The organism is Streptomyces umbrinus (genome assembly GCF_030817415.1).
Classification (GTDB): Bacteria; Actinomycetota; Actinomycetes; order Streptomycetales; family Streptomycetaceae; genus Streptomyces; species Streptomyces umbrinus_A.
Map to the genome: position 1 here is coordinate 7418129 of NZ_JAUSZI010000002.1, position 25005 is coordinate 7443133.

Genomic DNA, 25005 nt, shown 5'->3' on the forward strand with positions numbered 1-25005 from the left:
GGGGGCTTGTCGCGCGGTTCCCCGCGCCCCTCTCGGGGCTGGGGGTGAAGGGGCTCAGCACGTCGTGTGTCCCAGTGCCTCGGCTCGTAGTTGGGCCGCTCTGCATAGGGCCGCGACCGCTGGGTCGGTCGGGTCGCCGGACTTGCCGTGGGCTGCTGAGAGGACGTCGGTGATCGTCGTCAGGCCGCCCAACTCGGCGCGGAGGGAGCGGCCGAGTGAGGTCACCGCGCCCTCCGCTCGGGAGTGGTCGCGGCAGTGGAAGGCGAGTTCGCAGGCGGAGAGGCACTCGGGGGCGTAGGTCGCCGGGACCGATTCCACCGCGGCCGTCAGGTCGGCGGTGGGGAGATCGGGGGAGAAGCACGTGCCCTCGGGGAGCAGGTCGGCGATGTCCTCGATGCGGGTGAGGCGGTCCAGTTGGCGGCGGGTGACCGAGCGCTGTTTGCGGACGTCGACGGCGGACGCGGTGGGGAGGTTGGAGAAGTCCTTCGGGCAGACCAGCAGCACCGTGTGCCGGACTTCGGGTGTGGCGGCCAGCCGGGCCGCGACCCGTTCCAGGGCCAAGACGTACACCGCGGCCTGGCGGGCGGCCGCGCCCACCTTCGCCGCGTCCGCCGAACCGTCCAGCATCGGGAAGGACTTGATCTCCACGACGGTCCAGCTCCCGTCGGGGTGCACGACCACCGCGTCCGGCTCCAGGAAGGCGGGGGAGCCCGCGACGTCCAGGGCGAGCAGGGGGTGGTCGAGCAGCGTCCAGACGCCTGCCTCGGTGGCCTCGCGCAGCGCCAGGGCCGTACGCGCCGTGCGTCCCTCGGGGCCCACGGCGGACAGGTCGGGAACGGCGCCGGCCGTGGGCGGTACGGCCCCCGCGTCCAGCTTCTCGTGCACCAGCCGCAGCAGCTCGGCGCCGCCGTCGGCCTTGACCCGCGCCTCGAAGGCGTTGCCCCGCATGAACGCGAACTGCGACTGGCCGAAGGCCGACGGCGAGCCGAGCGCGCTCGCCAGTGCGGCCTTGTTCACCCCTGCCCCGTCGAGGATCGCGCGCCGCTTGCACCCCGGGTTCGCGGCGAGTGCCGCGAGGGCGCGTGCGTCGAGCGGCTGCGGCGGGACCGCGGGGCCGCGCAGCTCAGCGAGCCGCTGCCGGAGCCCCGTCCTCCGCGCCGGGGGGACTCGCTCCCGGTTCTGCTCCCGCAGGGGCTCCCGGCTCGGCAGTACCCGGGATGGCTGGGACCTTGCGCTGTCGGGGAATTCGCTCACCCGCCGAAGTCTGGCACCCCGCACTGACAATTGAGGAACCTGCGCCGTGCGAGGCGCCTGTGGAACCCCCGGAGGCGGGTGCGAAGGGCCGGATCCCGAGCCGCGCCCGGAGCGTGTCCGCGAGCCGCAGCACCGGCCGGGTCAGCAGGAACCCGATCCCCATCACGACGAAGCCCGCGACCGCGTCGAGGAAGTAGTGGTTGGCGGTGCCCATCACCACGATCGTGGTGATCAACGGGTACAGGACCCCCGCGACCTTGGTGAGCCGCGTGCCGCCGTACATCCAGAGCATCACACCGCACCACAGCGCCCAGCCGCAGTGCAGGCTCGGCATCGCCGCGTACTGGTTCGTCATGCCGCCGAGCCCGCGTGGTGCGCTCGCCTCGCCGCCCCACCAGCCGTAGTCGCTGTACTGGGCCATCGTGTCGACGAACCCGTGGCTCGCGGACAGCAGCCGCGGCGGGCAGGTCGGCAGCAGCGTGAAGCCGATCAGACCGATGAACGTGGACGTCATCAGCCAGGTCCTGGCCGCTCTGTAGCGCACGGCACGCGAGCGGAAGAGCCAGACCAGGACGGCCGGCGTGACCATGTAGTGCAGCGACGCGTACCAGAAGTCGGCCGGTATGCCGATCCAGGGCTCGCGTGTGAAGAGACGGTTCAGCGGGTGCTCGGCGTTGAGGAAGAAGAACTTCTCGACGCGCAGGATCGCCAGACCGTGGTCGACGGCGCTGGTCACGTCCCCGCGCGCGAGGAGCCGGCCCGCCGAGTACGCCCCGTACACCAGCAGGATCAGTGGCAGCTCGGTCCACCAGCGGAGGCGGGAACGTGGTGCCGCCTCGGTGCTCGGTGCATCGGTCCGCAACATCCGATCCCTCCCCCTTCTGCTTCCCCGGCCGCAATGACCTGGCCCAATTTACGTTCTGCGCGCGTCCCCCGTGGCCGCGCCCCCTGGTCGTCATAGACGCAGAGATCGCCCAGCGGGTTGCTCAACCTGTGAGTGAGCGATGATGGAGTGATCCACCCCTCGTTCGCCTGCGGTTCACCGCTCGATCTTCCCCGAAAGGCCCCTTCCATGGCACCGCGTTTCCTTCTGGCCCGGCACGGACAGACGGAATGGTCGTTGTCCGGCAAGCACACCGGCCGGACCGACATCCCCCTCCTGGAGGAGGGCAGGCGCGGTGCCAAACTGCTCGGAGAGCGCCTGCACAGGGCCCCGCTGAACGGCCTGCCCGGGGTGGAGATCCGTACGAGTCCGCTGGCACGCGCGCGTGAGACCTGCGAACTCGCCGGGTTCGGCGACCGGGCGACCCCCTGGGACACGCTCATGGAGTGGGACTACGGCGCGTACGAGGGCATGACCCCCGACGAGATCCGGGCCGACCGCCCCGACTGGCTGATCTGGCGGGACGGGGTGCCCAGGGGAGAGACCCTCGCCGAGGTCTCCGCGCGCGCGGACGAGATCGTCGAGTGGGCCCGCTCCGCCGACCGTGACGTACTGGTCTTCGCCCACGGACACATCCTGCGCTCCATCGGTGCCCGCTGGCTCGGCCTGGACATCGATTTCGCGGCCCGTATCCGCCTCAACCCGACGTCCCTCTCGGTCCTGGGCTGGGCCTACGGAGAGCCCGCGATCGAGACGTGGAACGACTGCGGTCACCTGGCGGCGTAGTCCCACTGCGGTACCCACGCCCCAGGGGGGCCGCCCCTTCAGGGGCGCGGGGAACTGCGCGATCAACCCCCACCGGCCCGCAGGCAGATCACAACGCGCCCCGGCGGAGCGCAACGGCTCAGGCAGGCCGCGGCAGCGCCCCGTGTCGCTCCAGGAAGTCCGACACCCCCGACGCGCGGCGGTGCGGCAGCAGTACCCGGGCCGTCCCCGCCAGCATCGTCTGCACGCGGGACGACTGGACCTCGTCCAGCAGGTCCAGGACGCGCAGTCCGGCCGCGGCCGCCTCGTCGGGGTGCCCGGCGCGGGCCAGGTCGTCGGCCAGCTCGGCCGTGTAGAGCGCGAGGTTGCGGGTGAAGTGCGGGTCCTGGAGCCGGGTCGCGCGCCGCGCCTGATGGGCCGCCCGCGACCAGTCGCCCAGCGTCGACCAGCACTGGGCCTCCAGACCGGCCAACTCGGCGTCTCCGTAGAAGCTCATCCACTCCGGATCGGCGTCACAGGGGCCGCGCCCGTACAGCGCCTGCGCTCGGGTCAGCGCCTGCTCGCAGCCCCTGCGGTCGGCGAGCCCCGCCCAGCCGCCCGCCTCGCGCAGCGAGAGAAGCGACAGGAGCCGCGCCGAGCCCAGCGGACGCGCCGCGAACTGGGCCGCCTGGGCAGCCCGTACCGCCTCGCGCGGCCGCCCCGCGTCCCGCGCGAGGAAGGACGTGTTGCAGAAGGCGTGCGCCTCCAGAGCCGGGTCCCCGGCCACCCGGGCGGTCGCGAGCGCCTCCGCGTAGTGCGAACGCGCGTCCTCGAAACGCCCCGAGTCGTGTGCCAGCCAGCCCACGGAGATGGCCAGTTCACCGGCCCCCGTGTGCAGCCGCTCGGCGGTCGCCTGCCGCGCGGCGCCCGCGTCCAGCAGGGCGTACGCGGCCCGCAGCGGAGTCGACGCCCTGCGGTACAGCCCGTCGGCGCCGTGCCGGTCGTCCAGCAGCCGGATCTTGCGTACGGCCTCTTCCAGTGCCCCCGCCTCGGCCTCGCCGGCCCGGCGCACGGAACGGTCCGCGGCCGCGGCAGCACCGCTGAAGGCGAGCCCTATGGGGCCCAGTGAGGCGGCCGCCACGGTGGCGGTACCGCCGCTCATGAATGCGCGACGTTGCACGTCGCTCTCCTCGTGGTTCTGGTCGTCGATCTCGTGCGGGTCATACCGGTCGTTCGGTTCGTGCGTGCCGTACGTGGTGTCATACGGCTCGTACGCCCCGTCCGTCTCATGCGGGGCGTACATCGGGCTCGTGGTGTGCGGGTCGGGCGCCTCCTCGAAAGTGCGCGCCCCCCGGCCGCGTACCGCCGAACGGGGAACGAAACCCAGGTCCGTCAGCGTCCGGCCGGGGAACATGTGCAGGAACACCCGCTCGTACGCGTAGTTGGGACACCGGATCTCTCCCGCTTCGACCCGCCCGATGTAGCGCGCGTCGCAGCTGACCTGCTCGTCGATCTCCCGGGCGGCCCGTCGCACCGCTGCGGCGAACTCGCCCGGCGAGCGCTGACCGCGCAGCCGCCGGAAGGCGAGATTCGGCCGCGCCGGCCGAGGTGACTGGGACGACGAGGTCATCGGTGACGACGCCATGGCCGGGCCCTCTCTCACGAACCGTCGAACCATGCCGGATTCAGGGCGAGTTGATCATGTTGTCGACCGAGCCGCACCTGTGTTTCCGGCGGGCACGAACGTACCCGCTGTGATGAGCCCACCACGCGGGGTTTGGCTACAAAACGGATATCTCATCCCTGATCTGCCATGAACTGCCATCCTTTGCGGCCGAGTTTCGCCGTAGCCGTTGACGCCGAGCGGCGTTGAACCATGCGGTGTGCCCGATCGAGGAGGGGTTCCGTGGTGGAGGCCAGGATGGAGAGCAGGCAGAGCGTCGATCCTTGTGATCTCGTGACCGTCCCCGCTCGGCAGGGGCTGGAGGCGGTCGACATCCTGCGGCGCGGTGCGTCGGCGGAGGCCGTCGGCCCCGTCCTGCACGACGACAGCTGCGACACGCTCGGCTTTCTGGTGCCGTCGGGGACGGCTTCTGCCTGGGATGTCCCGGGCAGTACGTGTACGCAGACCGACGGGCGGGGGCTTCGGCCGGCGCCGGAGCCGCCTGTGGAGGGGTCGGACTGGCTGTTGCCTCCTGGGGAGGCGGACCTGGCGACGGATCCTGCGGTGCTGCGGGCCGCGTTGGGGGAGGCGGCTCGTCTGATCGAGGCTGCGGACAACTGCCGTTGAGGTTGGGCGGGGGGTTCGGGGCTCGTGGGTCCTTGTCGTCTGCGGGTGCGCGGGGTCTTGTCGCGCAGTTCCCCGCGCCCCTAAAAGAACACAGTTCCCCGGGCCCCTAAAAGAACAAGGGTCTGCTGTCGCTGAGCCGGACTGTGCGGTGCCGTCGATAATGGGTGGATGGCGAGGGCTAGGAAGCAGCGTGCGGACGACAAGCGGGGCGGTGACAGACGTGTTGCTGCTTCGGCTGTCGTCGAGAGTGTGGACGGGGGGCTTGCCGAGCTCATGCCCGACCGGGACCGGGGGCGTGCCTGGACGCTGCTCATCGACGGGGCCCCGCAGTCGCACGTCGACCTCGACGACCCCTCGTATCTGAGCTTCGAGTACCAGCGCCGGCTCGGTCACGTCATCGATCTCGTCGCCCCGCCCGGTAAGCCCGTACAGGTCGTGCACCTCGGCGGTGGCGCCTTCACCCTCGCCCGGTACGTGGCCGCCACCCGGCCCCGCTCCACCCAGCAGGTCGTCGAACGGGACGCGGCGCTCGTTCAACTGGTCCGCCGCGAACTGCCGTTGGACCCGAACGCCCGGATCCGGGTACGTTCCGTCGACGCGCGCGAAGGGCTCGCCAAGGTGCCCGACGGCTGGGCGGACCTGGTCATCGCGGACGTGTTCAGCGGGGCACGGACCCCCGCGCATCTGACGTCGGGCGAGTTCCTCACCGATGTGCGCCGGGTCGTCAACGCCGGTGGCCTGTACGCCGCCAACCTCGCCGACGGCCCGCCCCTCGCGCATCTGCGCGGCCAGATCGCCACCGCCGCCGGTGTCTTCCCCGAACTCGCCCTCATCGCCGACCCGACGGTCCTGCGAGGCAAACGCTTCGGCAACGCCGTCCTGATCGCCTCGGCGCTCCCCCTCCCCGTACCCGAACTGACCCGCCGCGCCGCCTCCGACCCCCACCCGGCAAGAGTCGAACACGGCAAGTCGCTCAGGGACTTCACCGGCGGAGCAACCCCGGTGACGGACGCTTCAGCAGTAGCGTCCCCGGCACCCCCGCCGTCGGTGTTCCGGTAGGAAACCCAGTCAACTGTTGTGGCTCGGGGCGACGGTAGCGCGCCCGCCTTTGTCTTTCAGGGGCGCGGGGAACTGCGCGACCAGCCCAAACGCACCCGCAGTCAACCCACGAACCAAACCACTCGCGGCGCTCAGTAGTCGTTGACAGAAACCCGCGGCGCAGAGTCATGCCACGTACAGAACACCGAAACCCGATCCGCCCCCGCCGAGAACTCCACCCGAATCCACGTCTCGGTCTTCCACACCTGCATCGACCACCCGGACGCGGGCGTCGCGGACACCAACGACGCGTACGACTTGCCGAGGTCGAACACGACCCGGCCCCCATCGGTGTCGTAACTCTTCACCTCACCCGAGGCACCCGCGCCGGCAGTGCCACCCGCCGACTTCGAGGGCGAGGACGAGGCGGAGGGCGACGGCGAGGACGAAGCCGGGGCGGAGGCCGAACGCCCCGCACTCGGCTCGCGGCTCTTCGACGGCCCGGGCCCGGACTCGGGCCGACTCGTCGAGGAGGCGAGCGGCTTCGCACCCTGCTCGGTCGCCCCGTCGGCCGTGATCGGCAGCGCGCGCGGCGGGTCGTACGCCGTCCCCGCCATCACCGTGTGGACACCCCACCACGACAGCGTGACCGCCGCGCCCGTGGCGAGCGACCAAGCCAAGCCGTGTACGAGTCCTCTGAGCATCGCGGGCCATACTGCCCCACGCGCCCCACACATGTCCCCTGTCGGTGGTGCCCGGGCGGTTATCCACAGGCCCCGGACCGGCCCAGCCCGTATGGCGTACGGTGCGGGCCATGGCAAGTGTGCTCGTGGTCGAGGACGACCAGTTCGTGCGCTCGGCCCTCATCCGGCATCTGACCGAGGCCGCGCACACGGTGCGCAGTGTCGGTACGGCACTTGAGGCGCTGCGCGAGGTCGCCCATTTCCGTTTCGACGTCGTGATCCTGGATCTCGGCCTGCCCGACCTGGACGGGTCGGAGGCGCTGAAGATGCTGCGCGGCATCACCGACGTGCCCGTGATCGTCGCGACCGCGAGGGACGACGAGACGGAGATCGTGCGGCTGCTGAACGACGGCGCGGACGACTACCTGACCAAGCCGTTCTCGGTCGAGCACCTGGCGGCACGCATGGCGGCGGTGCTGCGCCGCGCCCGGTCCTCGGCCGGGGAGGCCCCGCCGTCGCCGGAGATCCGCGTCGGCGGTCTGTCCATCGACCCGCTGCGCCGCCAGGCCGAGCTGGACGGCGTACGACTCGATCTGACCCGGCGCGAGTTCGACCTGCTGGCCTTCCTCGCCGGGCGGCCCGGAGTCGTCGTGGCCCGCAAGGAACTGCTCGCCGAGGTGTGGCAGCAGTCGTACGGGGACGACCAGACCATCGACGTCCATCTGTCCTGGCTGCGACGGAAGCTGGGCGAGACGGCGGCCCGCCCGCGCTATCTGCACACCCTTCGTGGAGTGGGTGTGAAGCTGGAGCCGCCGGGACCGTCGGGAGCGGAGCCGCCGCGATGAGATGGGCACTCGTCAAGGTCTGTGTAGCCGTCACCACCATGGTCGTGGTGGCCTTCGCCGTGCCGCTCGGGCTCGTCATCAGGGAGATGGCAAGGGACCGCGCCTTCTCGAACGCCGAGCGGGAGGCCGCGGCCATCGCCCCCGCCCTCTCCATCACCACCGACCGGCGCCAGCTGGAGATGGTCGTCGCCTCGGCGGGCTCGGACGCGGGAATGGCCGTCCACATACCCGCGAGCGACGGTGTGGAGGCGGTCGACCTCGGCCGGCAGCGCGCCGTCGGCAAGGACATCGCCACGACCCGGAAGCTGGGCCGGGCCTCCACCGCGGAGGTCCCCGGCGGCTCAACGCTGCTCCAGCCCGTCGCGCTGAGCTCGGGCGAGATCGCCGTCGTCGAGGTGTACGTGCCGGAGTCGGACGTCACCAACGGCGTGGCCACGGCCTGGGCCGTGCTCGCCGGGGTCGGCATCGCGCTCATCGTCGGCTCGGTCGCGGTGGCCGACCGGCTCGGCGTACGGATGGTGAAGCCCGCCCGGCGACTGGTGGAGAGCGCGCACGAGCTGGGGGAGGGGAAGCTGGGCGCCCGGGTGCCCGAGGAGGGGCCGACCGAACTGCGGCTCGCGGCGGTCGCCTTCAACTCCATGGCCGACCAGGTCGTCCAACTGCTCGCGAACGAAAGGGAGTTGGCCGCCGACCTCTCGCACCGGCTGCGTACGCCGCTGACCGTGCTGCGGCTGAACGCGGCCTCGCTGGGGGACGGGCCCGCCGCCGAGCAGACCCGGGCCGCCGTCGCGCAGCTGGAGCGTGAGGTCGACACGATCATCCGGACCGCCCGGGACGCCAAGCCGCAGACCGCGGCGATAGGCGTGGGTGCCGGGTGCGACGCGGCCGAGGTCGTCCGGGAACGGATGGACTTCTGGTCGGCGCTCGCGGAGGACGAGGGGCGCAAGGTGCGGGTGGCCGGGGTCGACCGGCCGGTGCGGATACCCGTGGCCCGCGCAGACCTGGTGGCCTCGCTCGACGCGCTGCTCGGGAACGTGTTCCGGCACACGTCAGAGGGCACGGCCTTCGCGGTCGACGTGCACAACGGCGAGGACGCCGTCATCGTGCTCGTCTCGGACGCGGGCCCGGGCATCACCGACCCCGAGGCGGCGATGGCGCGGGGCGGCGGATCGGGCAGCGACGGCTCGACCGGGCTCGGGCTCGACATCGTGCGCCGGCTCGCGGAGTCGACGGGCGGGGACGTACGGATCGGGCGCTCCGTCCTGGGCGGGACCGAGGTCCGCATCTGGATCCAGCTCGACGGCCGGGAGCCAGAGAGGCGAGGTCACCGGGGCTCGGTGCGCCGACGCCGATCGGCCAAATTGGTCTCGACCTTTAACCGGTCCCGATCCCTTCCTTAAGCGCACCCTAAGATCCCCGACCCCCGTCCGGATCAGGCCGTTTGCCCGTTTCCGGCTCGCTAGCGTGCTGCCGCACCCCACCCCCCTTGAAGGCAGGCACGCGATGAGCACGCACCGGCGCACGGTCAGTGGCAGGAACAAGGCGATCGGAGGCGTGGTCGCCGCGGCCGTGGTCGGCGGTGGAGCCCTCGTGTTCTCCGGTACGGCGCAGGCGGCCGGGGTCGGCGCCGCGTACACCAGGACCAGCGACTGGTCGACCGGCTACACCGCGCAGTACGTCGTCACCAACGACACCGGCGCTGCGAAGACGGACTGGACGCTGGAGTTCGACCTGGCGTCCGGGGCCAAGCTGAGCTCCCTGTGGAACGGCGAGTCGAGCGTGAGCGGCCGGCACGTCACCGTGAAGCCTCCCGCCTGGGACAAGGACGGGCTGGCCAAGGGCGAGTCGGTGACGGTCGGCTTCGTGGTGAACGGCTCCGGCGCCCCCACCGGCTGTCTCATCGACGACGCCAAGTGCTCGGTCGACGACGGGGCGACCCCGGAACCGACCGGCCGCCCGACGGAGACGGGGACGGAGACGCCGAAACCCACCGCGACTCCCACGGCCACCCCCTCCCAGACCGCGAGTCCCACCGCCTCGCCCTCCGAGTCCACCGACGGCGGCACGGCGGCCACCGCCGGCTTCGCGCCCTACGTCGACACCTCCCTCTACCCCGCCTTCGACCTGGTCGCCGCCGCGACGGCCACCGGTGTGAAGGACTACAACCTCGCCTTCGTCACGGACGGCGGCGGCTGCACCCCCAAGTGGGGCGGCGTGACGGACCTCGGCACCGACGCGGTCGCCGCGCAGATCGGCGCCCTGCGCGCCAAGGGCGGCGACGTCCGCGTCTCCTTCGGCGGGGCGGCCGGCTCGGAACTGGCCCTGAACTGCTCGTCGGCGGACGCCCTCGCGGCGGCGTACGAGAAGGTGGTGGACGCGTACAAGCTCACGAAGGTCGACTTCGACGTCGAGGGCGGCGCGCTTCCCGACACGGCGGCGAACACGCGCCGGGCGAAGGCGATAGCCACGCTCCAGGCCGAACACCCGGACCTGGACGTCTCGTTCACCCTCCCCGTCATGCCCGAGGGGCTCACCCAGGACGGCGTGAACCTGCTCGCCGACGCCAAGTCGAACGGCGTCGGCATCGACACGGTCAACATCATGGCGATGGACTACGGCCCGGCGTACAGCGGCGACATGGGCACCTACGCCGAACAGGCCGCGACGGCGACCCAGGCGCAGATCAAGGGAGTTCTGGGCCTGTCCGAGTCCGCGGCCTGGAAGGCGGTCGCCGTCACCCCGATGATCGGCGTCAACGACGTGGTGACGGAGATCTTCAAGGTCGACGACGCCACCCAGCTCGTGGACTTCGCCAAGGCGAAGGGGATCGGCTGGCTCTCCATGTGGTCCGCCACCCGCGACAAGCAGTGCCCCGGCGGCACCAAGCCCTCCGCCGACGCGACCTGCAGCTCGATCCTCCAGGACCCCCACGCCTTCTCGAAGGCCTTCGCCGCCTACAAGTAGCCCGACGAGCAGCCCCGTCGGAAGCCCAGGCAGCCATCTCCGCCCGGGGGTCACACGCCCCGGCCGGCCTTCCCCCCACCCGGCCGGGGTTCGCGGAGGGGCGCGGCACTCCCCTCACAGTGCCGCGCCCCGTCCCCCGCCCGCCGTGTCCCCCCTGGGAGAGGTGTTATTCGGTCGTGTTCGCCGACGGAAGCGCCCCCGTCCGCGCCGCCTCGCCGTACCAGAGGGCGCTCGACTTCGGTGTACGGGCCTGGGTCGCGTAGTCCACGTACACCGCGCCGAAGCGCTTGTCGTAGCCGTACGCCCACTCGAAGTTGTCCATCAGGGACCACAGGTAGTAGCCGCGGACGTCCGCGCCGTCGGTGATCGCCCGGCGTACGGCCGACAGATGGCCGTGGAGATAGGCGATGCGCTCCGGGTCGTGGACGCGGCCGTCCGGGTCCGGCTTGTCGTCGTACGCGGCGCCGTTCTCGGTGATGTAGAGGGGGAGCCCGGGGGCCTCCGTCGTGTAGCGCATGATCAGCTCGTGCAGGCCCGTCGGGTCGATGGTCCAGCCCATCTCCGTACGCTCGCCCGGGGTCTGATGGAACATCACGTCGTCCACGCCCGGCCACGGCGAGTGGTCGCTCGCCCCGTGGCCGTCCGCGCGTGGGCCGTCCGTGGCGGTCTCGGCGGCACCGACCAGCGTCGGCGTGTAGTAGTTGAGGCCGAGCGCGTCCAACGGCTGGTTGATCAGGGCGAGATCGCCGTCCAGGACGTACGACCAGTCCGTGACCGACGACGTGGCGGTCAGCAGGGTCTCCGGGTACGCGCCGTGCAGCATCGGGCCGTGGAAGATGCCGTTGGCCAGGTCGTCGATGCGCCGGACCGCCACCAGGTCCGCCGGGTCCTGCGAACGGGGCCTGACCACCGAGGAGTTGAGGCTCACCGCGATGCTGTTGCGGGCCGGCATCGCGGTGCGCAGCGCCGAAGTCCCGAGCCCGTGCGCCAGGTTGAGGTGGTGCGCGGCACGCAGGGACGCCTCCGGGTCCGTACGGCCAGGGGCGTGCACCCCGGATCCGTATCCCAGGAACGCGCTGCACCAGGGCTCGTTGAGCGTGATCCACTGCTCGACGCGGTCGCCCAGCGCCTCGCCGACGATCTGCGCGTACTCGGCGAACCGCAGCGCGGTGTCGCGCTCGGGCCAGCCGCCCGCGTCCTCCAGCTCCTGGGGGAGGTCCCAGTGGTAGAGGGTGAGCGCGGGCTTGATGTCGTGGGAGAGCAGCTCGTCGACCAGGCGGCGGTAGAAGTCCAGGCCGCGCTGGACGGCGGGGCCGCGGCCCGTCGGCTGCACCCGGGACCACGACACGGAGAAGCGGTACGCGGTCAGCCCGAGCTCCGCCATGAGGGCCACGTCGTCGCGGTACAGGTGGTAGTGGTCGTTGGCGATGTCACCGTTCTCGCCGCCTGCCGTCTTGCCGGGCGTGTGGCTGAAGGTGTCCCAGATCGAGGGCGTACGGCCGTCCTCCCGCACCGCCCCCTCGATCTGGTACGCGGAGGTGGCCGCGCCCCAGAGAAAGGCGGGAGGGAAGGTCACGGGCGTTGCGGGCTCAGGCATGGAAGCGCTCCCATGGGAGGAAAGGTCGTAGGAGACCTGGGGATATGGGGTCGGAGGGGGGAGAAGGAGGGGCCGAGGCAGCGGCGGCTCGGCCCCTTCGTCCGGGCGCGGCGGGTCAGCCCTTGATCGCGCCCTGCATGATCCCGCCCACGATCTGCTTGCCGAACAGCAGGAAGGCGATGAGCAGCGGCAGGGTGCCGAGGAGCGCGCCCGCCATGATCACCGCCTGGTCGGGGACGTAGCCGGTGCCGAGCGAGTTGAGGGCCACCTGCACGGTGGGGTTCTGCTGGTTGAGCGCGATGATCGGCCACAGGAAGTCGTTCCAGGCCATCACGAACGTCAGCAGCCCGAGCACGGCCATCGCCGGCCGCGCCGCCGGGAAGACGACGTGCCACACGACGCGCAGACTGCTCGCGCCGTCGACCCGCGCCGCCTCGATCAGCTCGCTGGGCAGCGCCTGTACCAGGTACTGCCGCATGAAGAACGTACCGAAGGCGCTGACCAGGGTGGGCAGGACGACCGTCTGCAGCTGGTTGGACCAGCCCAGCTCGCTCATCCACAAGTACAGCGGTACGACCGCCAGTTGCGGCGGGATCATCATCGTGCCGATGGTCAGCAGCAGCAGAAGGCTGGAGAACCTGAACCGCAGCTTGGCGAAGGCGAACCCGGCGAGCGTGGAGAACAGGACCGTACCGACGGTGATGGTCCCGGCGACGATCGTGCTGTTGAGCATCGCGGTGCCGAGGGCCGCCTCGTTCCACGCGGCCTCGAGGTTCTTGAACAGGTTCCCGCCGATCCACAGCGGCGGTGGCGTCTCGGCGAGCCGCTGGTTGGTGCGCGAGGCCGCGACCACCGTCCACAGCAGCGGCGCCAGCGACACGAGGGCGAAGACGGCCAGGACGACATACGTGACCGGCCCCGCGTGCAGTTGCTTGCCGGCGCCGAGCAGCCGGCGGCGCCCGGTGCCGCCCGGGCCGCTCTTCTCCACCGCATCCTTCACCTGAGGTGGTGTCAGTTCACGTGTGGTCATTGTGACTTCCTCAGCCGTCGGGTGATCAGCAGGTTGACCGCGGCGACGATCAGCAGGATCAGGAACATCGTCCAGGCGATCGCGGACGCCTTGCCGAGGTTGCCGATGATCCAGCCCTGGTCGTACATGTACAGGCCGAGCGTCTGGTACTGGTGCTCGGAGCCGCCCTTGGAGCCGCTGGCCCCGCCGAACAGGAGCGGCTCACCGAACAGCTGCGTCGCGCCGATCGTGGAGACGACCACCGTGAACAGGATCGTCGGCCGCAGCATCGGGATCGTCACATGGCGGAACTGCTGCCAGCGGCCGGCGCCGTCCAGGGCCGCCGACTCGTACAGGTCGGAGGGGATCGCCTGCATCGCCGCGAGGTAGATCAGGGCGTTGTAGCCGGTCCACCGCCAGATCACGATCGAGGAGACGGCGAACTGCGAACCCCAGGTGGACTCACGCCAGTTGACCGGGTCGACCCCGACGAAGCCCAGCAGCCAGTTGATCATGCCGCCGTCCCAGGAGTACAGCAGCACGAACACCAGGGTCGCCGCCGCCACCGAGGTGGCGTACGGGGTGAGCATCACTACCCGCCACATGGTCGAGCCGCGCAGTTTGTAGTTGAGCAGGTGCGCGATGCCGATCGCCATGACCAGCTGCGGCACGGTCGAGATCACACCGATGGTGAAGGTGTTCTGCAGCGCCCCCCAGAAGAAGTCCGAGGACATCAGGTTCTTGTAGTTGTCCAGGCCCACCCAGGTCTGCTGGTCCAGGTTGGACAGCTGCACGTTGTGCAGCGAGTACCAGGCCGTATACAGCAGCGGGACGAGCCCGAAGGCGCCGAAGAAGATGAAGAAGGGGGCGATGAACGCGTACGGCGACGCCTTCATGTCCCAGCGGTACAGCCGGCTGCGCCAGGAGTCGGGGCCCGGGGGCGGTGTACCGCGACCGTGAGCACGGCGCGCCGCGCCCGGCTGGGAGCCGGGCGCGGCGTCGGCGCTCGACGCGGATTGCGCGAGAGCCTGCTTGGAGCTGGTCACTGGCCGAGCACGTCCTTGATCTCCTTGTTGGCCGCGTCCCAGCCCTGGTCAGGGGTCTTGCCCTTCTGCTCGACCTGCAGGATGCCGATGTCCGTGATGGCGGTGCCGATCGGCTGGTCCTTGACGCCGAAGATCTGCGTCGGGATGGTCTTCGCCGAGTCGGAGAAGATCTGCGTGATCGGCGCGTTCGAGAAGAACGCCGTCGTGGCGGCCTGCGGCTTCAGACTCGGGTACGCAGCCGGGATCGACGGGAAGCTCGCCTGCTTGGCGAAGACCTTCGCCTGCTGCTCGGGAGCGGTCAGCCACTTCGCCAGGGCGATGGCCTCCTTCTGGTGCTTGCCCGCCGTGGGCACACCGACGAACGCACCACCCCAGTTGGCCGCGGTGGGTGCCGCCGCGATGTCCCACTTGCCCTTGCCGGCGTCACCGGACTTCTCCTGGATGTAGCCGATCATCCAGGCGGGGCAGGCCACCGTCGCGAACTTGGCGTTGGCGAAGGCCTGGTCCCACGGCTTGTCGAACTGCTTCAGCTTCGCCGACATGTCACTGGTCGCCACCTCCATCGAGGCGTCCCAGGCCTTCTTCACCCCTGTGGACTTGTCCCAGATGACGTTGCCGTCCTTGTCGTAGTAGCGCTGGCTCTCGCCACCGAGCGCCGCGTTGTAGACCGAGGAGGCGGAGTCAACGAACTTGGTGCCCTTGGGCGCCTTCTTCATGTACTCCTTGCCGACGTCCACGTACTTGGACCAGTCGCCCTTCCACTGCTCGGCGAGCTTGGTGCGGTCCGTCTCCAGACCTGCCGCCTTGAAGAGGTCCTTGCGGTAGCAGACCGCCATCGGGCCGATGTCGGTGCCGAGCCCGATGGTCTTGCCGTCCTTGGTGGTGGCCTGCGCCGTCTTCCAGTCCAGCCACTGGGACTTGTCGACCTCCTTGCCGAGGTCGACGAACTTGTCGGCCTGCGTCTGCACCGCCTCGGCGATGTTGCCGATCTCGATCGCCTGGATGTCGTCGGTACCGGAACCGGCCTGCAGACGGGTGAGCGTCTTCGGCCAGTACACGTCGGTACGGGTCGTGACGTTCTCCTTGATGGTGATGTCCGGGTTCTTCTTCATGTACTCGTCGTAGAGGCCGGCCTGCTTGTAGCCGAAGACACCGAAGGTGCCGATGGTGAGCGTGGTCTTGCCACCGCCGCTACCGCCGTCCGAGTTCGACGAGCCGTCGTCCGAGTCCTCGGCGCAGCCGGCAAGCAGCCCCGTCGTCAGCGCGGCGACGGCCGCGAGGGCCATCAGCCTGCGGGACCCGCGGGTACTCGTGCGCATTGCGTCCTCCTGTTGCCTGACGTGCCGACCCCCCGGCCAACTGCATTGTTGGGCCCGTTAGTTCACGCTGCGGCTCGGGCGGGGAACGTGCGGGATGTGTATGTGTCAGGTACTGTGGGAGCGCTCCCACAGGTGATGTGTTGAAGGTTCGTCGCTCGGCGCGGGGGTGTCAAGGGAGAGGGCATAGAGATATGTCTTCAGTTATCGGGCTGTTAGCTAACGAAGGTTGGGTTCGGGAGAGTAGGTCTCCGACGGTTTCGGGACGGCCTCGGGAAGGCGCCGGATCGGCCTCGGAGTGGCTCCGCCGCGGACGGGTCGCGGGCGCGTCCAGGACGCGGCATGGACGCGGCGCGGCTCTGGGGTGGCGCTCGCGGCGGAGTGCCGGGGGAGTACGACCGGGGTGCCGGCCGGGGGGGGGCCGGGGTGCCGGGAAGTACGGCCGGAGCGCGGAGGCCCGGACTCCGGGCGCCCGGTGCCGATCACGACTGTTACATTCCAGGCCAAGCACGGTGAGAGCCGTGCCGGACGGGAGGCGGACCATGGCAGTCCACGGAGCGCGTAGCCGGAGCGGCGGACGGCCGACCCTCGAAGAGGTCGCCGCGCGCGCCGGTGTGGGCCGCGGCACGGTCTCCCGCGTGATCAACGGCTCCCCGCGGGTCAGCGACGCCACCCGCGCGGCCGTCGAGGCGGCGGTCGCGGAGCTGGGATACGTACCCAACACGGCGGCCCGAGCCCTCGCCGCCAACCGTACGGACGCGATCGCCCTGGTCGTCCCCGAGCCCGAGACCCGCTTCTTCGCCGAGCCGTACTTCTCCGACATGCTGCGCGGAGTGGGCGCGGCGCTCTCCGACACCGAGCTGCAGCTCCTGCTGATCTTCGCGGGCAGCGACCGGGAGCGGCGCCGGCTGGCCCAGTACCTGGCGGCGCACCGGGTGGACGGGGTCCTGCTGGTCTCGGTCCACGCGGACGACCCGCTGCCCGACCTGCTGGCCCAGCTGGAGATCCCGGCGGTGATCAGCGGCCGGCGCTCGGCCGACGAGACCCTGCCGTCGGTGGACTCGGACAACTTCGGCGGCGGCCGTTTCGCGGTGGAACACCTGATCGCCCAGGGCCGGCAGACCATAGCCCACCTGGCGGGACGCCTCGACGTGTTCGGTGCCCAGCGCCGTGTCGACGGCTACCGCGAGGCGCTGCGCGAGGCGGGGCGCGAGGTCGACGACCGGCTCATCGTCCCCGGTGACTTCACGGAGGAGGGCGGCCGCCGGGCGATGAAGGAGCTGCTCGCCGTCTGCCCGACCCTGGACGCGGTCTTCGCCGGCTCCGACGTGATGGCGGCCGGCGCCCGCCAGGTCCTGCGCGAGGCGGGCCGCCGCATACCCGACGACGTGGCCCTCGTCGGCTACGACGACTCGGCCATCGCCCGCCACATGGACCCGCCCCTGACGAGCGTGCGCCAGCCGATCGAGGACATGGGCCGCGCGATGCTCGACCTCCTGATCGACGAGATCGCGGACCGCCGCCCGGCGGTGTCCCGGGGGCTGGAGAGGCGACAGCTGGTTCTTCCCACGGAACTGGTGGCGCGGGCGTCTTCGTAGGGGAGGGGACGGTTTCCCGGGTCGTGCAGATCCTCGGGTGGTGCCGCCCTACCGGGTGAGGGACCACACCGCCCAGGCGACCAGGCCCGCGCCGACGAGCACCATCGCGGCGGACACCGACCGAGGCAGCGGCTTCCGGGACCGGGGCCGCGGCCGTGTCCGCAGTCGCGGCTGTGACTGTGGCTGTGGTTGTGCCGGGCCCGCGCCCGGAGGTCCGGCAGGGGTCGGTCGGCCGTACGCCCCCGTCTGCACGGGCGGTTGAAACGGAGCCACCCGCGGGTGCCGGGCGTCCCAACTCCCGTTCTCGTACCGCTGTTCCAGCATTCCGGTGGCCGACCTCCGCCACCGGACTCCCGCCGCGTCCGTGAACTGCACGACACCGAGGGCGGGTTGGGAGGGATGGGCGGGACCGAGGCTCGTGTCGCTCGTGGGCAGCAGGGCGCTGACGCTCTCCCCGGCGTGCAGCAGTCCGCCGGTGAGGGTCGTGGGGAGCGGCCGGCCGTCGTAGTGCAGAGCGACGTCCCTGACCGGCTGGTCGCTCCCGTTCGTAGCCTGAAGACTCCAGCCGACCCACTGCTCGGCCAGCGGCGACGGCCGGCTCCTCATCACCACCTGCACCAGGGATGCCTGCACCACCTCCGCCCGCCGCTCGGCCTCCAGCGCGAGCTCCCGCTCCCGCTCCTCGACCTCCCGGGCCATGGCCGCCACCCGCGCCGACTCCCGCACGGAGTGCCGATGCCCGGCATAGCTCGTGACCAGCCCCGCCACCCCGACAACGACCCCGACCACTCCGACGACTGCCTCCAGCATGCTCGTAACTGTGACGGGGTGCGGGAGGGGCAGTCCAGTAGCACCGGGGAATCCGATCAGCCCGGTGGCCGAGTAGTGCCGAGTGGTGCGGGAAACGCCTGAGGGCCGGTCCGCTTTCGCGGACCGGCCCTCAGGACCTTCAGGGTGAGTGACGGGACTTGAACCCGCGGCATCCTGGACCACAACCAGGTGCTCTACCAGCTGAGCTACACCCACCATGACCGGGTTGGTTCTCCGAGTGGTTCACCGACCGGCCGAGAAAAAGTGTACAGGGTCCGAAGGGGTGCTCGCGCCCGTGTTTCGGTGGGGGTTATCCCGCAGGTAGGACGTGCTTCGAGGCGATGCTGCGGGCCGTCTCCGAGTCGGGGCCGGGCTGCGGGACGAAGATCGCCTCGCGGTAGTAGCGGAGCTCCGCGATGGATTCGCGGATGTCGGCGAGCGCGCGGTGGTTGCCGTTCTTCTCCGGGCTGTTGAAGTACGCCCGGGGGTACCAGCGACGCGCCAGCTCCTTGACGGAGGAGACGTCCACGATGCGGTAGTGGAGGTACTCCTCAAGGGTCGCCATGTCACGGAGGAGGAAGCCGCGGTCCGTGCCGACCGAGTTCCCGCACAGCGGGGCCTTGCCCGGTTCCTTGACGTGCTCACGGATATAGGTGAGGACCTGCTCCTCCGCGTCCGCCAGGGTCGTGCCACCGGCCAGTTCGGAGAGGAGGCCGGAGGACGTGTGCATCTGGCGCACCACGTCCGGCATCGTCTCCAGCGAGGCGTCCGGCGGGCGGATCACGATGTCCACCCCCTCGCCGAGTACGTTCAGCTCAGAGTCGGTCACCAGCGCGGCCACCTCGATGAGCGCGTCGTCCGACAGCGAGAGACCGGTCATCTCGCAGTCGATCCACACCATGCGATCGTTCATGGGTTCACCCTACGGCCCGCTCTCGCGCCCGGGCAGGCCCGGGACCTCGGCAGTCGGCATCGATGTCGGTACCGATGACGGTACCGATGACGGACAAAAACCGCGCCGGCCCCGGACCACAGGGGTCCGGGGCCGGCGCGCAGCGCCATGACACGGCCGCGGCTAGGGCGCGCTCCGCTGCCCGGGCAGGCTCGCCCGGCCTCCCGCGTACATCTCCGCGCCGGCCCGTCCCTCCGTGGAGAGGGACGACGTCGCCGGACCGACCGCGTGCGCGGCCGCCGTACGCCGGGTCTGCAGCGGCACGGGTGCCTCCTGCTGCACCGGTGGCGGTGGCGGCGCGCCGGAACCGCCCGAGTCCGACTGCTTCTCGCCCTGCGGACGGCGGGCCCGGTACGCGGCCCGGTACGCGGCGGGGGACGAGCCGAGCTGCCGGCGGAAATGGCCGCGCAGGGCCACCGGGGAGCGGAAGCCGCAACGGCCCGCCACCTCGTCCACCGAGTAGTCGGACGTCTCCAGGAGCCGCTGCGCCTGGAGCACCCGCTGCGTGATCAGCCACTGCAGGGGAGCGCTCCCGGTGAGCGAGCGGAACCGGCGGTCGAACGTACGCCTGCTCATGTACGCGCGTGCCGCCAGCGTCTCCACGTCGAACTGTTCGTGGAGGTGCTCCAGCGCCCAGGCGACGACCTCCGCGAGCGGGTCGGCGCCGATCTCCTCTGGTAAAGACCGATCGAGATAGCGCTCCTGACCGCCACTGCGCCGGGGCGGGACCACCAGACGGCGGGCCAGTGCTCCGGCTGCTTCGTTTCCGTGGTCCGTCCGCACTATGTGCAGACAGAGGTCGATCCCGGCCGCCGTGCCCGCCGACGTCAGTACGTCGCCGTCGTCCACGAACAGCTCGCGGGGATCGACGTGCACCGACGGATAGCGCTTGGCCAGCGTCGGCGCGTACATCCAGTGTGTCGTCGCGGGACGGCCGTCCAGCAGTCCGGCCGCCGCGAGTACGAAGGCGCCGGTGCACAGCCCGACTATGCGGGCACCCTCCTCATGGGCCCGGCGCAGTGCGTCGAGCGCCTCCTCCGGTGGCGGTGAGGTGATCGACCGCCAGGCCGGCACGACGACCGTGCCTGCCCGGGAGATCGCCTCCAGCCCATTGGGCGCGGTGAGTTCCAGGCCTCCTGTGGTCCGCAGTGGGCCTTCCTCGCCGGCGCACACCAGTAGTCGGTAGCGCGGCACGCCGGCGTCCTGGCGGTCAATCCCGAACACCGAAAGCGGTATGGAACTCTCGAAGATGGGGCCGCCGCTGAACAGCAGCACCGCGACGATCTCCTTGCGGCGTCGCCCGGAAAGTTTCCGGGCCGCGGCTTCCGGCGCGGCAGTGGAGTCGTGGCTCATACTGCTAAGCCCCCCTCGGTGGTCGCGGCTCCTCGGTTGTGTCGCTCCTGCACGTTTCCCCTCGGTCCTGCACGAGTCCCCCGCCGTAAGACGTCAAGATCGAATCTACTGTGTCCCGTGGTGCCGAGGTGGCCAGTTCAGCACTCGGCAGATTGTCGACATGGCAACTTGGCGTGAAGCATTCGATCACGAAGCGTTGCACTCGTGGGCCGTACAGGGAAGTGCGCCTGGCCCGCGTGGCCGGTCCCAGTAGGGTGCGGGCACCCTACTGGACCCTTTCAGTGCAGGTCGAACGGGGGTTGGGGGCCTGGTCGGCCAAGGGGTGCGCGGTGTCCAGAAGTTGGCTGAAAAGCAACGGGCTCGTGCGCGGAAACCGGTCAGTCAACCGGCGTATTTCCACCGGCATGCCGACCGCCCCGGTGCGCTCCCGCGCCGACCCTGCCGCGGGGCACATGATGCGGCGCCGGGTCCTCGACGCGGGGCGCGCGTTGCGGTGCCGGCTCCTCCGTGCGCAGCCGTGCCGCGCCACGCTCGGACCGGCGCAGCAGCACCCGGCATGCCCCCGTCACCGCGGCCAGACCGAGGGCCGCGCCGGCGGCGCCCGCCAGAGAGGTCCCGTACCCGACGAGGACGACCGGAACCAGGACGCAGCTGAAGGCCGCCCAGCGGACCACGTCGCTCACCGTGTCCTGGGTGGCGGCGGAGCGGGCGGCGGGTGTCCTGGAGCTGGAGGGGGGCTGGGGCGCGGTCGAGGGTTGTCCGGACACGGTGGGGCTCCCTGGGGCGGTGGCTTACAGGGGTTCAACGCGGGTTCGACCCGGCGGTCACGGGGAGTATCCCGGGGGTGCCCCGGGAAACTCTGGATGCCGCGTCGGGGTCCGTGCGTTGTCTGCGGGTGCGTGGGGGCTGGTCGCGCAGTTCCCCGCGCCCCTGAAGGGGCGCCCCCGTCCCCGCGCTCTGAAAGGGCGCCCCAGGCCACCTGGCACCCAGAACCCCTGCCCGGGGGCTTCCTGCCTGGGTGAACGCTGTGCAAACCGCCTGTACGGGGCAGCAACCATTGCGTTACGGGCGTTCTCTCGTGCATGCTCCCTGGAACCCTCCCGCGGCGAGAGCGGGATCTGGGCAGAGGAGGCGTGCCGCCGTACCCTTGGGGGTATGGGGTTGGGAAGATGATTCCCGGACACAGCTCCGTAGCACCTGTCGTCCCACCCACGAGGATCCGAACGCCGAGACACTCATGGCCGGTCACGAATTCGAACCCGCGGACCGCAAGCGCCCCGTCGCCGATCCCACGGCGGCCGAGCCCTTGGCGGCGGAAGAACCACGTCAGTCCTGCGATCCCGCCTTCAAGCACGGCGTCGTCGTCGGCTTCGACGGATCGACGTCCAGCGAGCGCGCCCTCGCGTACGCGATCGGCATGGCCTGCCGCTCGGGCTCGGGCCTGATCATCGTCCACGTCGCCAACCGGCTGCCCACCACGGTGTGGGCGGGCTGCGAGCCCCCGGTCTTCGTCGATGTCCCCGATCACCGCACCGAGGTGCTCGGGCTCGAACTCGCCTGCGCGGAGTATCTGGCCGAGGTCCCCTGGATCCTCGTCGAGCGCGGCGGGGACATCTGCCACGAACTCGAAGAGGTGGGGCGGGAGTACGAGGCGGACGCGATCGTCGTCGGATCGACCCACGGCATCGTCGGACGCATCTTCGGCTCCGTCGCCGGCCGGCTCGCGAAGCGTGCGCAGCGCCCGGTGGTCGTCATCCCCTGATCGGCCTCCGGCCGCTCCCCGACCGACCGCTGATCGCCCATGTTTCGACCCCTGTTCGAACGCCTTCGGTGTTGCCGTTTCGCAACTCGGCGTTGTCCCAGGTGAGATGAGCCGCGGGTGAGGTCAACTTCCTTTACGTGTCGGGTAAATCTACTCACGCGTAGATGTGTTTGTGCGCTTGTGAAGGGCATATACCGGTCACCGCACAACAGCACATGCACGAAGGGAGCCCGCCGTGGACAATGACGTCTCCGCGGGAAGCACCACCTGGACCCTCGGCCATCTCGCACTCGGACTCACCCTGCTGGCCTTCGGCCTCGGTCACACCGAAGTGATCGACGGTGTCACGGCAGCCGATTCCGTCTCTCTCGCCACCTACGTCGGTGGCATCGCACTCTTCGTCGCCGGCCTCATGGCCTTCCGCGACCGCGACACGTTCACGGGTACGGCCTTTGCCGGGCTCGGGGCGTTCTGGTTCACCTGGGGTGTCGGTGCCGACACGCAGGTCTCCGACAACGCGGCGGGGCTGTTCCTGCTGCTCTTCGCGCTCGTCGCGCTGAGTCTGACGCTGGGGGCGTCCGCCTCGGCCCCGCTCACCAGGGGTGCGTACGGGTTGCTCTTCGTGGCGATGGTGTTGCTCGCCGTGGCGCAGTTCGGTGACTCCGCGGCGCTTGCGAAGGTGGGCGGGTGGTTCGCGGTCGTCGGCGGGCTGGCCGCCTGGTATGCCGCGACTGCGGCGCTGGCTCACTGGCCTACGGCCATGCCGCGTCGTGCTGCCGGCCGGGGCGTGACGGCAACCGGCTAATTGGCAGCCTGCCGGGGTTTTGGGCGGCCCCGGCCCGTGGACGGACCCCCGTGTTCTGGTGGCAACACGGCGGGTCCGTCCTCTTGTTCGGCCCCTGCGGGTCGTGGGGGCTGGTCGCGCAGTTCCCCGCGCCCCTTACGGGGGCGCGCCGCGGCGGGGCTACTCCACCGTGACCGACTTCGCCAGGTTCCTCGGCTTGTCGATGTCCCTGCCCAGGGCCAAGGCCGTGTGGTAGGCGAGGAGTTGGAGGGGGATGCCCATCAGGATGGGGTCCAGTTCGTCCTCGTTCTTCGGGACGACGATGGTCTGGTCGGCCTTCTCCTGGCACTCGTGGGCCACGGCGAGGATCTTGCCGCTGCGGGCCTTGATCTCCTCCAGGGCCGCGCGGTTCTTCTCCAGCAGGTCGTCGTTCGGGACGATCGCGACCGTCGGCAGCGCGGGCTCGATCAGCGCGAGCGGGCCGTGCTTCAACTCCGAGGCGGGGTAGGCCTCGGCGTGGATGTACGAGACCTCCTTGAGCTTCAGCGAGGCCTCGCGGGCCACCGGATAGCCGCGGACCCGGCCGATGAAGAGCATCGAGCGCGCCTCGGCGTACTGCTCGGCGAGCTTCTTGATCTCATCCTCCTGGTCGAGGATCTCCGTGATCTGGCCGGGCAGCCTGCGCAGGCCCTCGATGATCCGCTTGCCGTCGGAGACCGACAGGTCACGGGTGCGGCCCAGGTGCAGCGCCAGCAGCGCGAAGGCGACCGTGGTGTTGGTGAAGCACTTGGTGGAGACGACACAGACCTCGGGGCCCGCGTGCACGTACATGCCGCCGTCGGCCTCGCGGGCGATGGCCGAACCGACCACGTTCACGATGCCCAGGACCCGCGCGCCCTTGCGCTTCAGCTCCTGCACGGCGGCCAGCACGTCGTACGTCTCACCGGACTGGGACACCGCCACGTACAGCGTGTCGGGGTCGACGACCGCGTTGCGGTAGCGGAACTCCGAGGCGGGCTCGGCGTCCGCGGGGATACGGGCCAGCTCCTCTATCATCTGCGCGCCGATCATGCCCGCGTGGTACGAGGTGCCGCAGCCGAGGATCTTCACGCGGCGGATCTGGCGCGCCTCGCGGGCGTCCAGGTTCAGGCCACCGAGGTGGACCGTCGAGAACCGGTCGTCGATCCGGCCGCGCAGCACACGGTCCACGGCGTCGGCCTGCTCGTGGATCTCCTTGTGCATGTACGTGTCGTGGCCGCCCATGTCGTACGAGGCGGCCTCCCACTCCACGGTGGTCGGCTCGGCCGTGGTGCGCGTGCCCTCGGTCGTGTACGTACGGAAGTCGTCGGCCTTCAGCGTCGCCATCTCGCCGTCGTCGAGCGTGACGATCTGGCGGGTGTGGGTGACGAGCGCGGCGATGTCCGAGGCGACGAACATCTCCTTCTCGCCGATGCCGAGGACGACCGGCGAGCCGTTGCGGGCCACCACGATGCGGTCCGCGAAGTCGGCGTGCATGACGGCGATGCCGTACGTGCCCTCGACGACCCGGAGGGTCTCGCGGACCTTGTCCTCCAGCTTCTCGGCCTGGGAGCGGGCGATGAGGTGGGTGAGGACCTCGGTGTCGGTCTCGGAGAGGAACTCGACGCCGTCGGCCTCCAGCTTCTTCCGCAGATCGGAGGCGTTGTCGATGATGCCGTTGTGGACGACGGCGACCTTGTTGTCGGCCGACATGTGAGGGTGCGCGTTCACGTCGGAGGGGGCGCCGTGGGTGGCCCAGCGGGTGTGGGCGATGCCGGTGGTGCCGGCGAAGCGCTTGGGGACGCGGGCCTCCAGGTCACGGACGCGGCCCTTGGCCTTGACCATCTTCAGGCCGGCCGTCTTCGGAGACGTCACGACGATGCCCGCCGAGTCGTAGCCGCGGTACTCGAGGCGCTGCAGGCCTTCGAGGAGGAGCGGTGCCACATCACGCCTGCCGATGTATCCCACGATTCCGCACATACGTTCTTCGGTTCCCCTCTGTCGGCCGGCCGCGCCGAAGCGGCTCCGTCGTGACCGGCTCTGTCGTTCTGTTCGGCTC

General features: G+C 70.6%; 22 protein-coding genes and 1 tRNA gene. 9 read left to right on the top strand and 14 right to left on the bottom strand.

What is annotated here, in order from left to right:
* Positions 1–54: 54 nt before the first annotated feature.
* The gene (locus QF035_RS32855; RefSeq protein WP_307531609.1) at positions 55–1191 is read right to left on the bottom strand and encodes a hypothetical protein; all 1137 of its coding nucleotides are present in this window, start codon (positions 1189–1191) and stop codon (positions 55–57) included.
* A complete protein-coding gene (locus QF035_RS32860) occupies positions 1124–2119 on the bottom strand; it encodes a phosphatase PAP2 family protein (protein ID WP_307524029.1) in 996 nt (331 codons plus the stop codon). The genes QF035_RS32855 and QF035_RS32860 overlap by 68 nt, the downstream gene beginning before the upstream one ends.
* Positions 2120–2326: 207 nt before the next feature.
* On the opposite strand from QF035_RS32860, the gene QF035_RS32865 reads away from it, so the two are divergent.
* Positions 2327–2923 carry a histidine phosphatase family protein gene (locus tag QF035_RS32865; protein WP_307524030.1) on the top strand — a complete coding sequence of 199 codons (597 nt, stop codon included), beginning with the start codon at positions 2327–2329 and terminating at the stop codon, positions 2921–2923.
* Positions 2924–3041: 118 nt separating this feature from the next.
* Here the strand turns inward: QF035_RS32865 and QF035_RS32870 are convergent, their stop codons facing one another.
* The gene (locus QF035_RS32870; protein WP_307524031.1) at positions 3042–4526 is read right to left on the bottom strand and encodes a hypothetical protein; all 1485 of its coding nucleotides are present in this window, start codon (positions 4524–4526) and stop codon (positions 3042–3044) included.
* A gap of 276 nt (positions 4527–4802) precedes the next feature.
* On the opposite strand from QF035_RS32870, the gene QF035_RS32875 reads away from it, so the two are divergent.
* Complete coding sequence (locus QF035_RS32875) at positions 4803–5171, top strand: hypothetical protein (protein WP_307531612.1); 369 nt, start codon at positions 4803–4805, stop codon at positions 5169–5171.
* A gap of 168 nt (positions 5172–5339) precedes the next feature.
* A complete protein-coding gene (locus QF035_RS32880; protein ID WP_373466771.1) occupies positions 5340–6230 on the top strand; it encodes a spermidine synthase in 891 nt (296 codons plus the stop codon).
* A 131-nt stretch (positions 6231–6361) separates the two neighbouring features.
* Here the strand turns inward: QF035_RS32880 and QF035_RS32885 are convergent, their stop codons facing one another.
* Entirely contained in the window at positions 6362–6913 is a 552-nt protein-coding gene (locus tag QF035_RS32885) for a hypothetical protein (RefSeq protein WP_307524032.1), read from the bottom strand.
* A 110-nt stretch (positions 6914–7023) separates the two neighbouring features.
* On the opposite strand from QF035_RS32885, the gene QF035_RS32890 reads away from it, so the two are divergent.
* The 3 genes from QF035_RS32890 (at position 7024) to QF035_RS32900 (ending at position 10701) form a co-directional block, all read left to right on the top strand.
* A complete protein-coding gene (locus QF035_RS32890; protein ID WP_307524033.1) occupies positions 7024–7737 on the top strand; it encodes a response regulator transcription factor in 714 nt (237 codons plus the stop codon).
* On the top strand, positions 7734–9137 hold the full coding sequence (locus QF035_RS32895) for a sensor histidine kinase (RefSeq protein WP_307524034.1): 1404 nt from the start codon (positions 7734–7736) through the stop codon (positions 9135–9137). Before QF035_RS32890 ends, QF035_RS32895 begins: the two co-directional genes overlap by 4 nt.
* Positions 9138–9240: 103 nt before the next feature.
* A complete protein-coding gene (locus QF035_RS32900; RefSeq protein WP_307524035.1) occupies positions 9241–10701 on the top strand; it encodes a glycoside hydrolase family 18 protein in 1461 nt (486 codons plus the stop codon).
* 166 nt (positions 10702–10867) lie between these two features.
* On the opposite strand, the gene QF035_RS32905 is transcribed toward QF035_RS32900, so the two are convergent.
* The 4 genes from QF035_RS32905 to QF035_RS32920 form a co-directional block, all read right to left on the bottom strand.
* Positions 10868–12298 carry a GH1 family beta-glucosidase gene (locus QF035_RS32905; protein WP_307524036.1) on the bottom strand — a complete coding sequence of 477 codons (1431 nt, stop codon included), beginning with the start codon at positions 12296–12298 and terminating at the stop codon, positions 10868–10870.
* 115 nt (positions 12299–12413) lie between these two features.
* Positions 12414–13328 carry a carbohydrate ABC transporter permease gene (locus QF035_RS32910; RefSeq protein WP_307524037.1) on the bottom strand — a complete coding sequence of 305 codons (915 nt, stop codon included), beginning with the start codon at positions 13326–13328 and terminating at the stop codon, positions 12414–12416.
* Positions 13325–14353 (bottom strand): carbohydrate ABC transporter permease, encoded by a 1029-nt coding sequence (locus tag QF035_RS32915; RefSeq protein ID WP_307524038.1) that lies wholly within the window; start codon positions 14351–14353, stop codon positions 13325–13327. The genes QF035_RS32910 and QF035_RS32915 overlap by 4 nt, the downstream gene beginning before the upstream one ends.
* Positions 14350–15672: an ABC transporter substrate-binding protein gene (locus QF035_RS32920; RefSeq protein ID WP_307524039.1), complete on the bottom strand. Its 1323-nt coding sequence runs from the start codon at positions 15670–15672 to the stop codon at positions 14350–14352. Before QF035_RS32920 ends, QF035_RS32915 begins: the two co-directional genes overlap by 4 nt.
* Positions 15673–16211: 539 nt before the next feature.
* Between QF035_RS32920 and QF035_RS32925 the strand changes: the two genes are divergently transcribed.
* Positions 16212–17267, top strand: coding sequence for a LacI family DNA-binding transcriptional regulator (locus tag QF035_RS32925; RefSeq protein WP_307524040.1), 1056 nt, complete (start codon positions 16212–16214; stop codon positions 17265–17267).
* A gap of 48 nt (positions 17268–17315) precedes the next feature.
* Here the strand turns inward: QF035_RS32925 and QF035_RS32930 are convergent, their stop codons facing one another.
* From QF035_RS32930 to QF035_RS32950, 5 genes are all read right to left on the bottom strand, one after another.
* The gene (locus tag QF035_RS32930; protein WP_307524041.1) at positions 17316–18077 is read right to left on the bottom strand and encodes a hypothetical protein; all 762 of its coding nucleotides are present in this window, start codon (positions 18075–18077) and stop codon (positions 17316–17318) included.
* Positions 18078–18220: 143 nt separating this feature from the next.
* A tRNA-His gene (locus QF035_RS32935) sits at positions 18221–18293 on the bottom strand.
* 94 nt (positions 18294–18387) lie between these two features.
* Positions 18388–18990: an oligoribonuclease gene (orn, locus tag QF035_RS32940; RefSeq protein ID WP_307524042.1), complete on the bottom strand. Its 603-nt coding sequence runs from the start codon at positions 18988–18990 to the stop codon at positions 18388–18390.
* A 162-nt stretch (positions 18991–19152) separates the two neighbouring features.
* A complete protein-coding gene (locus QF035_RS32945) occupies positions 19153–20382 on the bottom strand; it encodes a helix-turn-helix domain-containing protein (RefSeq protein WP_307524043.1) in 1230 nt (409 codons plus the stop codon).
* A 377-nt stretch (positions 20383–20759) separates the two neighbouring features.
* The gene (locus QF035_RS32950; protein WP_373466772.1) at positions 20760–21149 is read right to left on the bottom strand and encodes a hypothetical protein; all 390 of its coding nucleotides are present in this window, start codon (positions 21147–21149) and stop codon (positions 20760–20762) included.
* A 470-nt stretch (positions 21150–21619) separates the two neighbouring features.
* On the opposite strand from QF035_RS32950, the gene QF035_RS32955 reads away from it, so the two are divergent.
* Both QF035_RS32955 and QF035_RS32960 read left to right on the top strand, forming a co-directional pair.
* Positions 21620–22144 (top strand): universal stress protein, encoded by a 525-nt coding sequence (locus QF035_RS32955; protein ID WP_055616056.1) that lies wholly within the window; start codon positions 21620–21622, stop codon positions 22142–22144.
* Positions 22145–22379: 235 nt separating this feature from the next.
* Entirely contained in the window at positions 22380–22949 is a 570-nt protein-coding gene (locus tag QF035_RS32960; RefSeq protein WP_307524044.1) for an acetate uptake transporter, read from the top strand.
* A 159-nt stretch (positions 22950–23108) separates the two neighbouring features.
* Here QF035_RS32960 and glmS read toward each other — a convergent pair whose 3' ends face one another.
* Complete coding sequence (gene glmS, locus QF035_RS32965; RefSeq protein WP_307524045.1) at positions 23109–24926, bottom strand: glutamine--fructose-6-phosphate transaminase (isomerizing); 1818 nt, start codon at positions 24924–24926, stop codon at positions 23109–23111.
* Between the last annotated feature and the right edge of the window lie 79 nt (positions 24927–25005).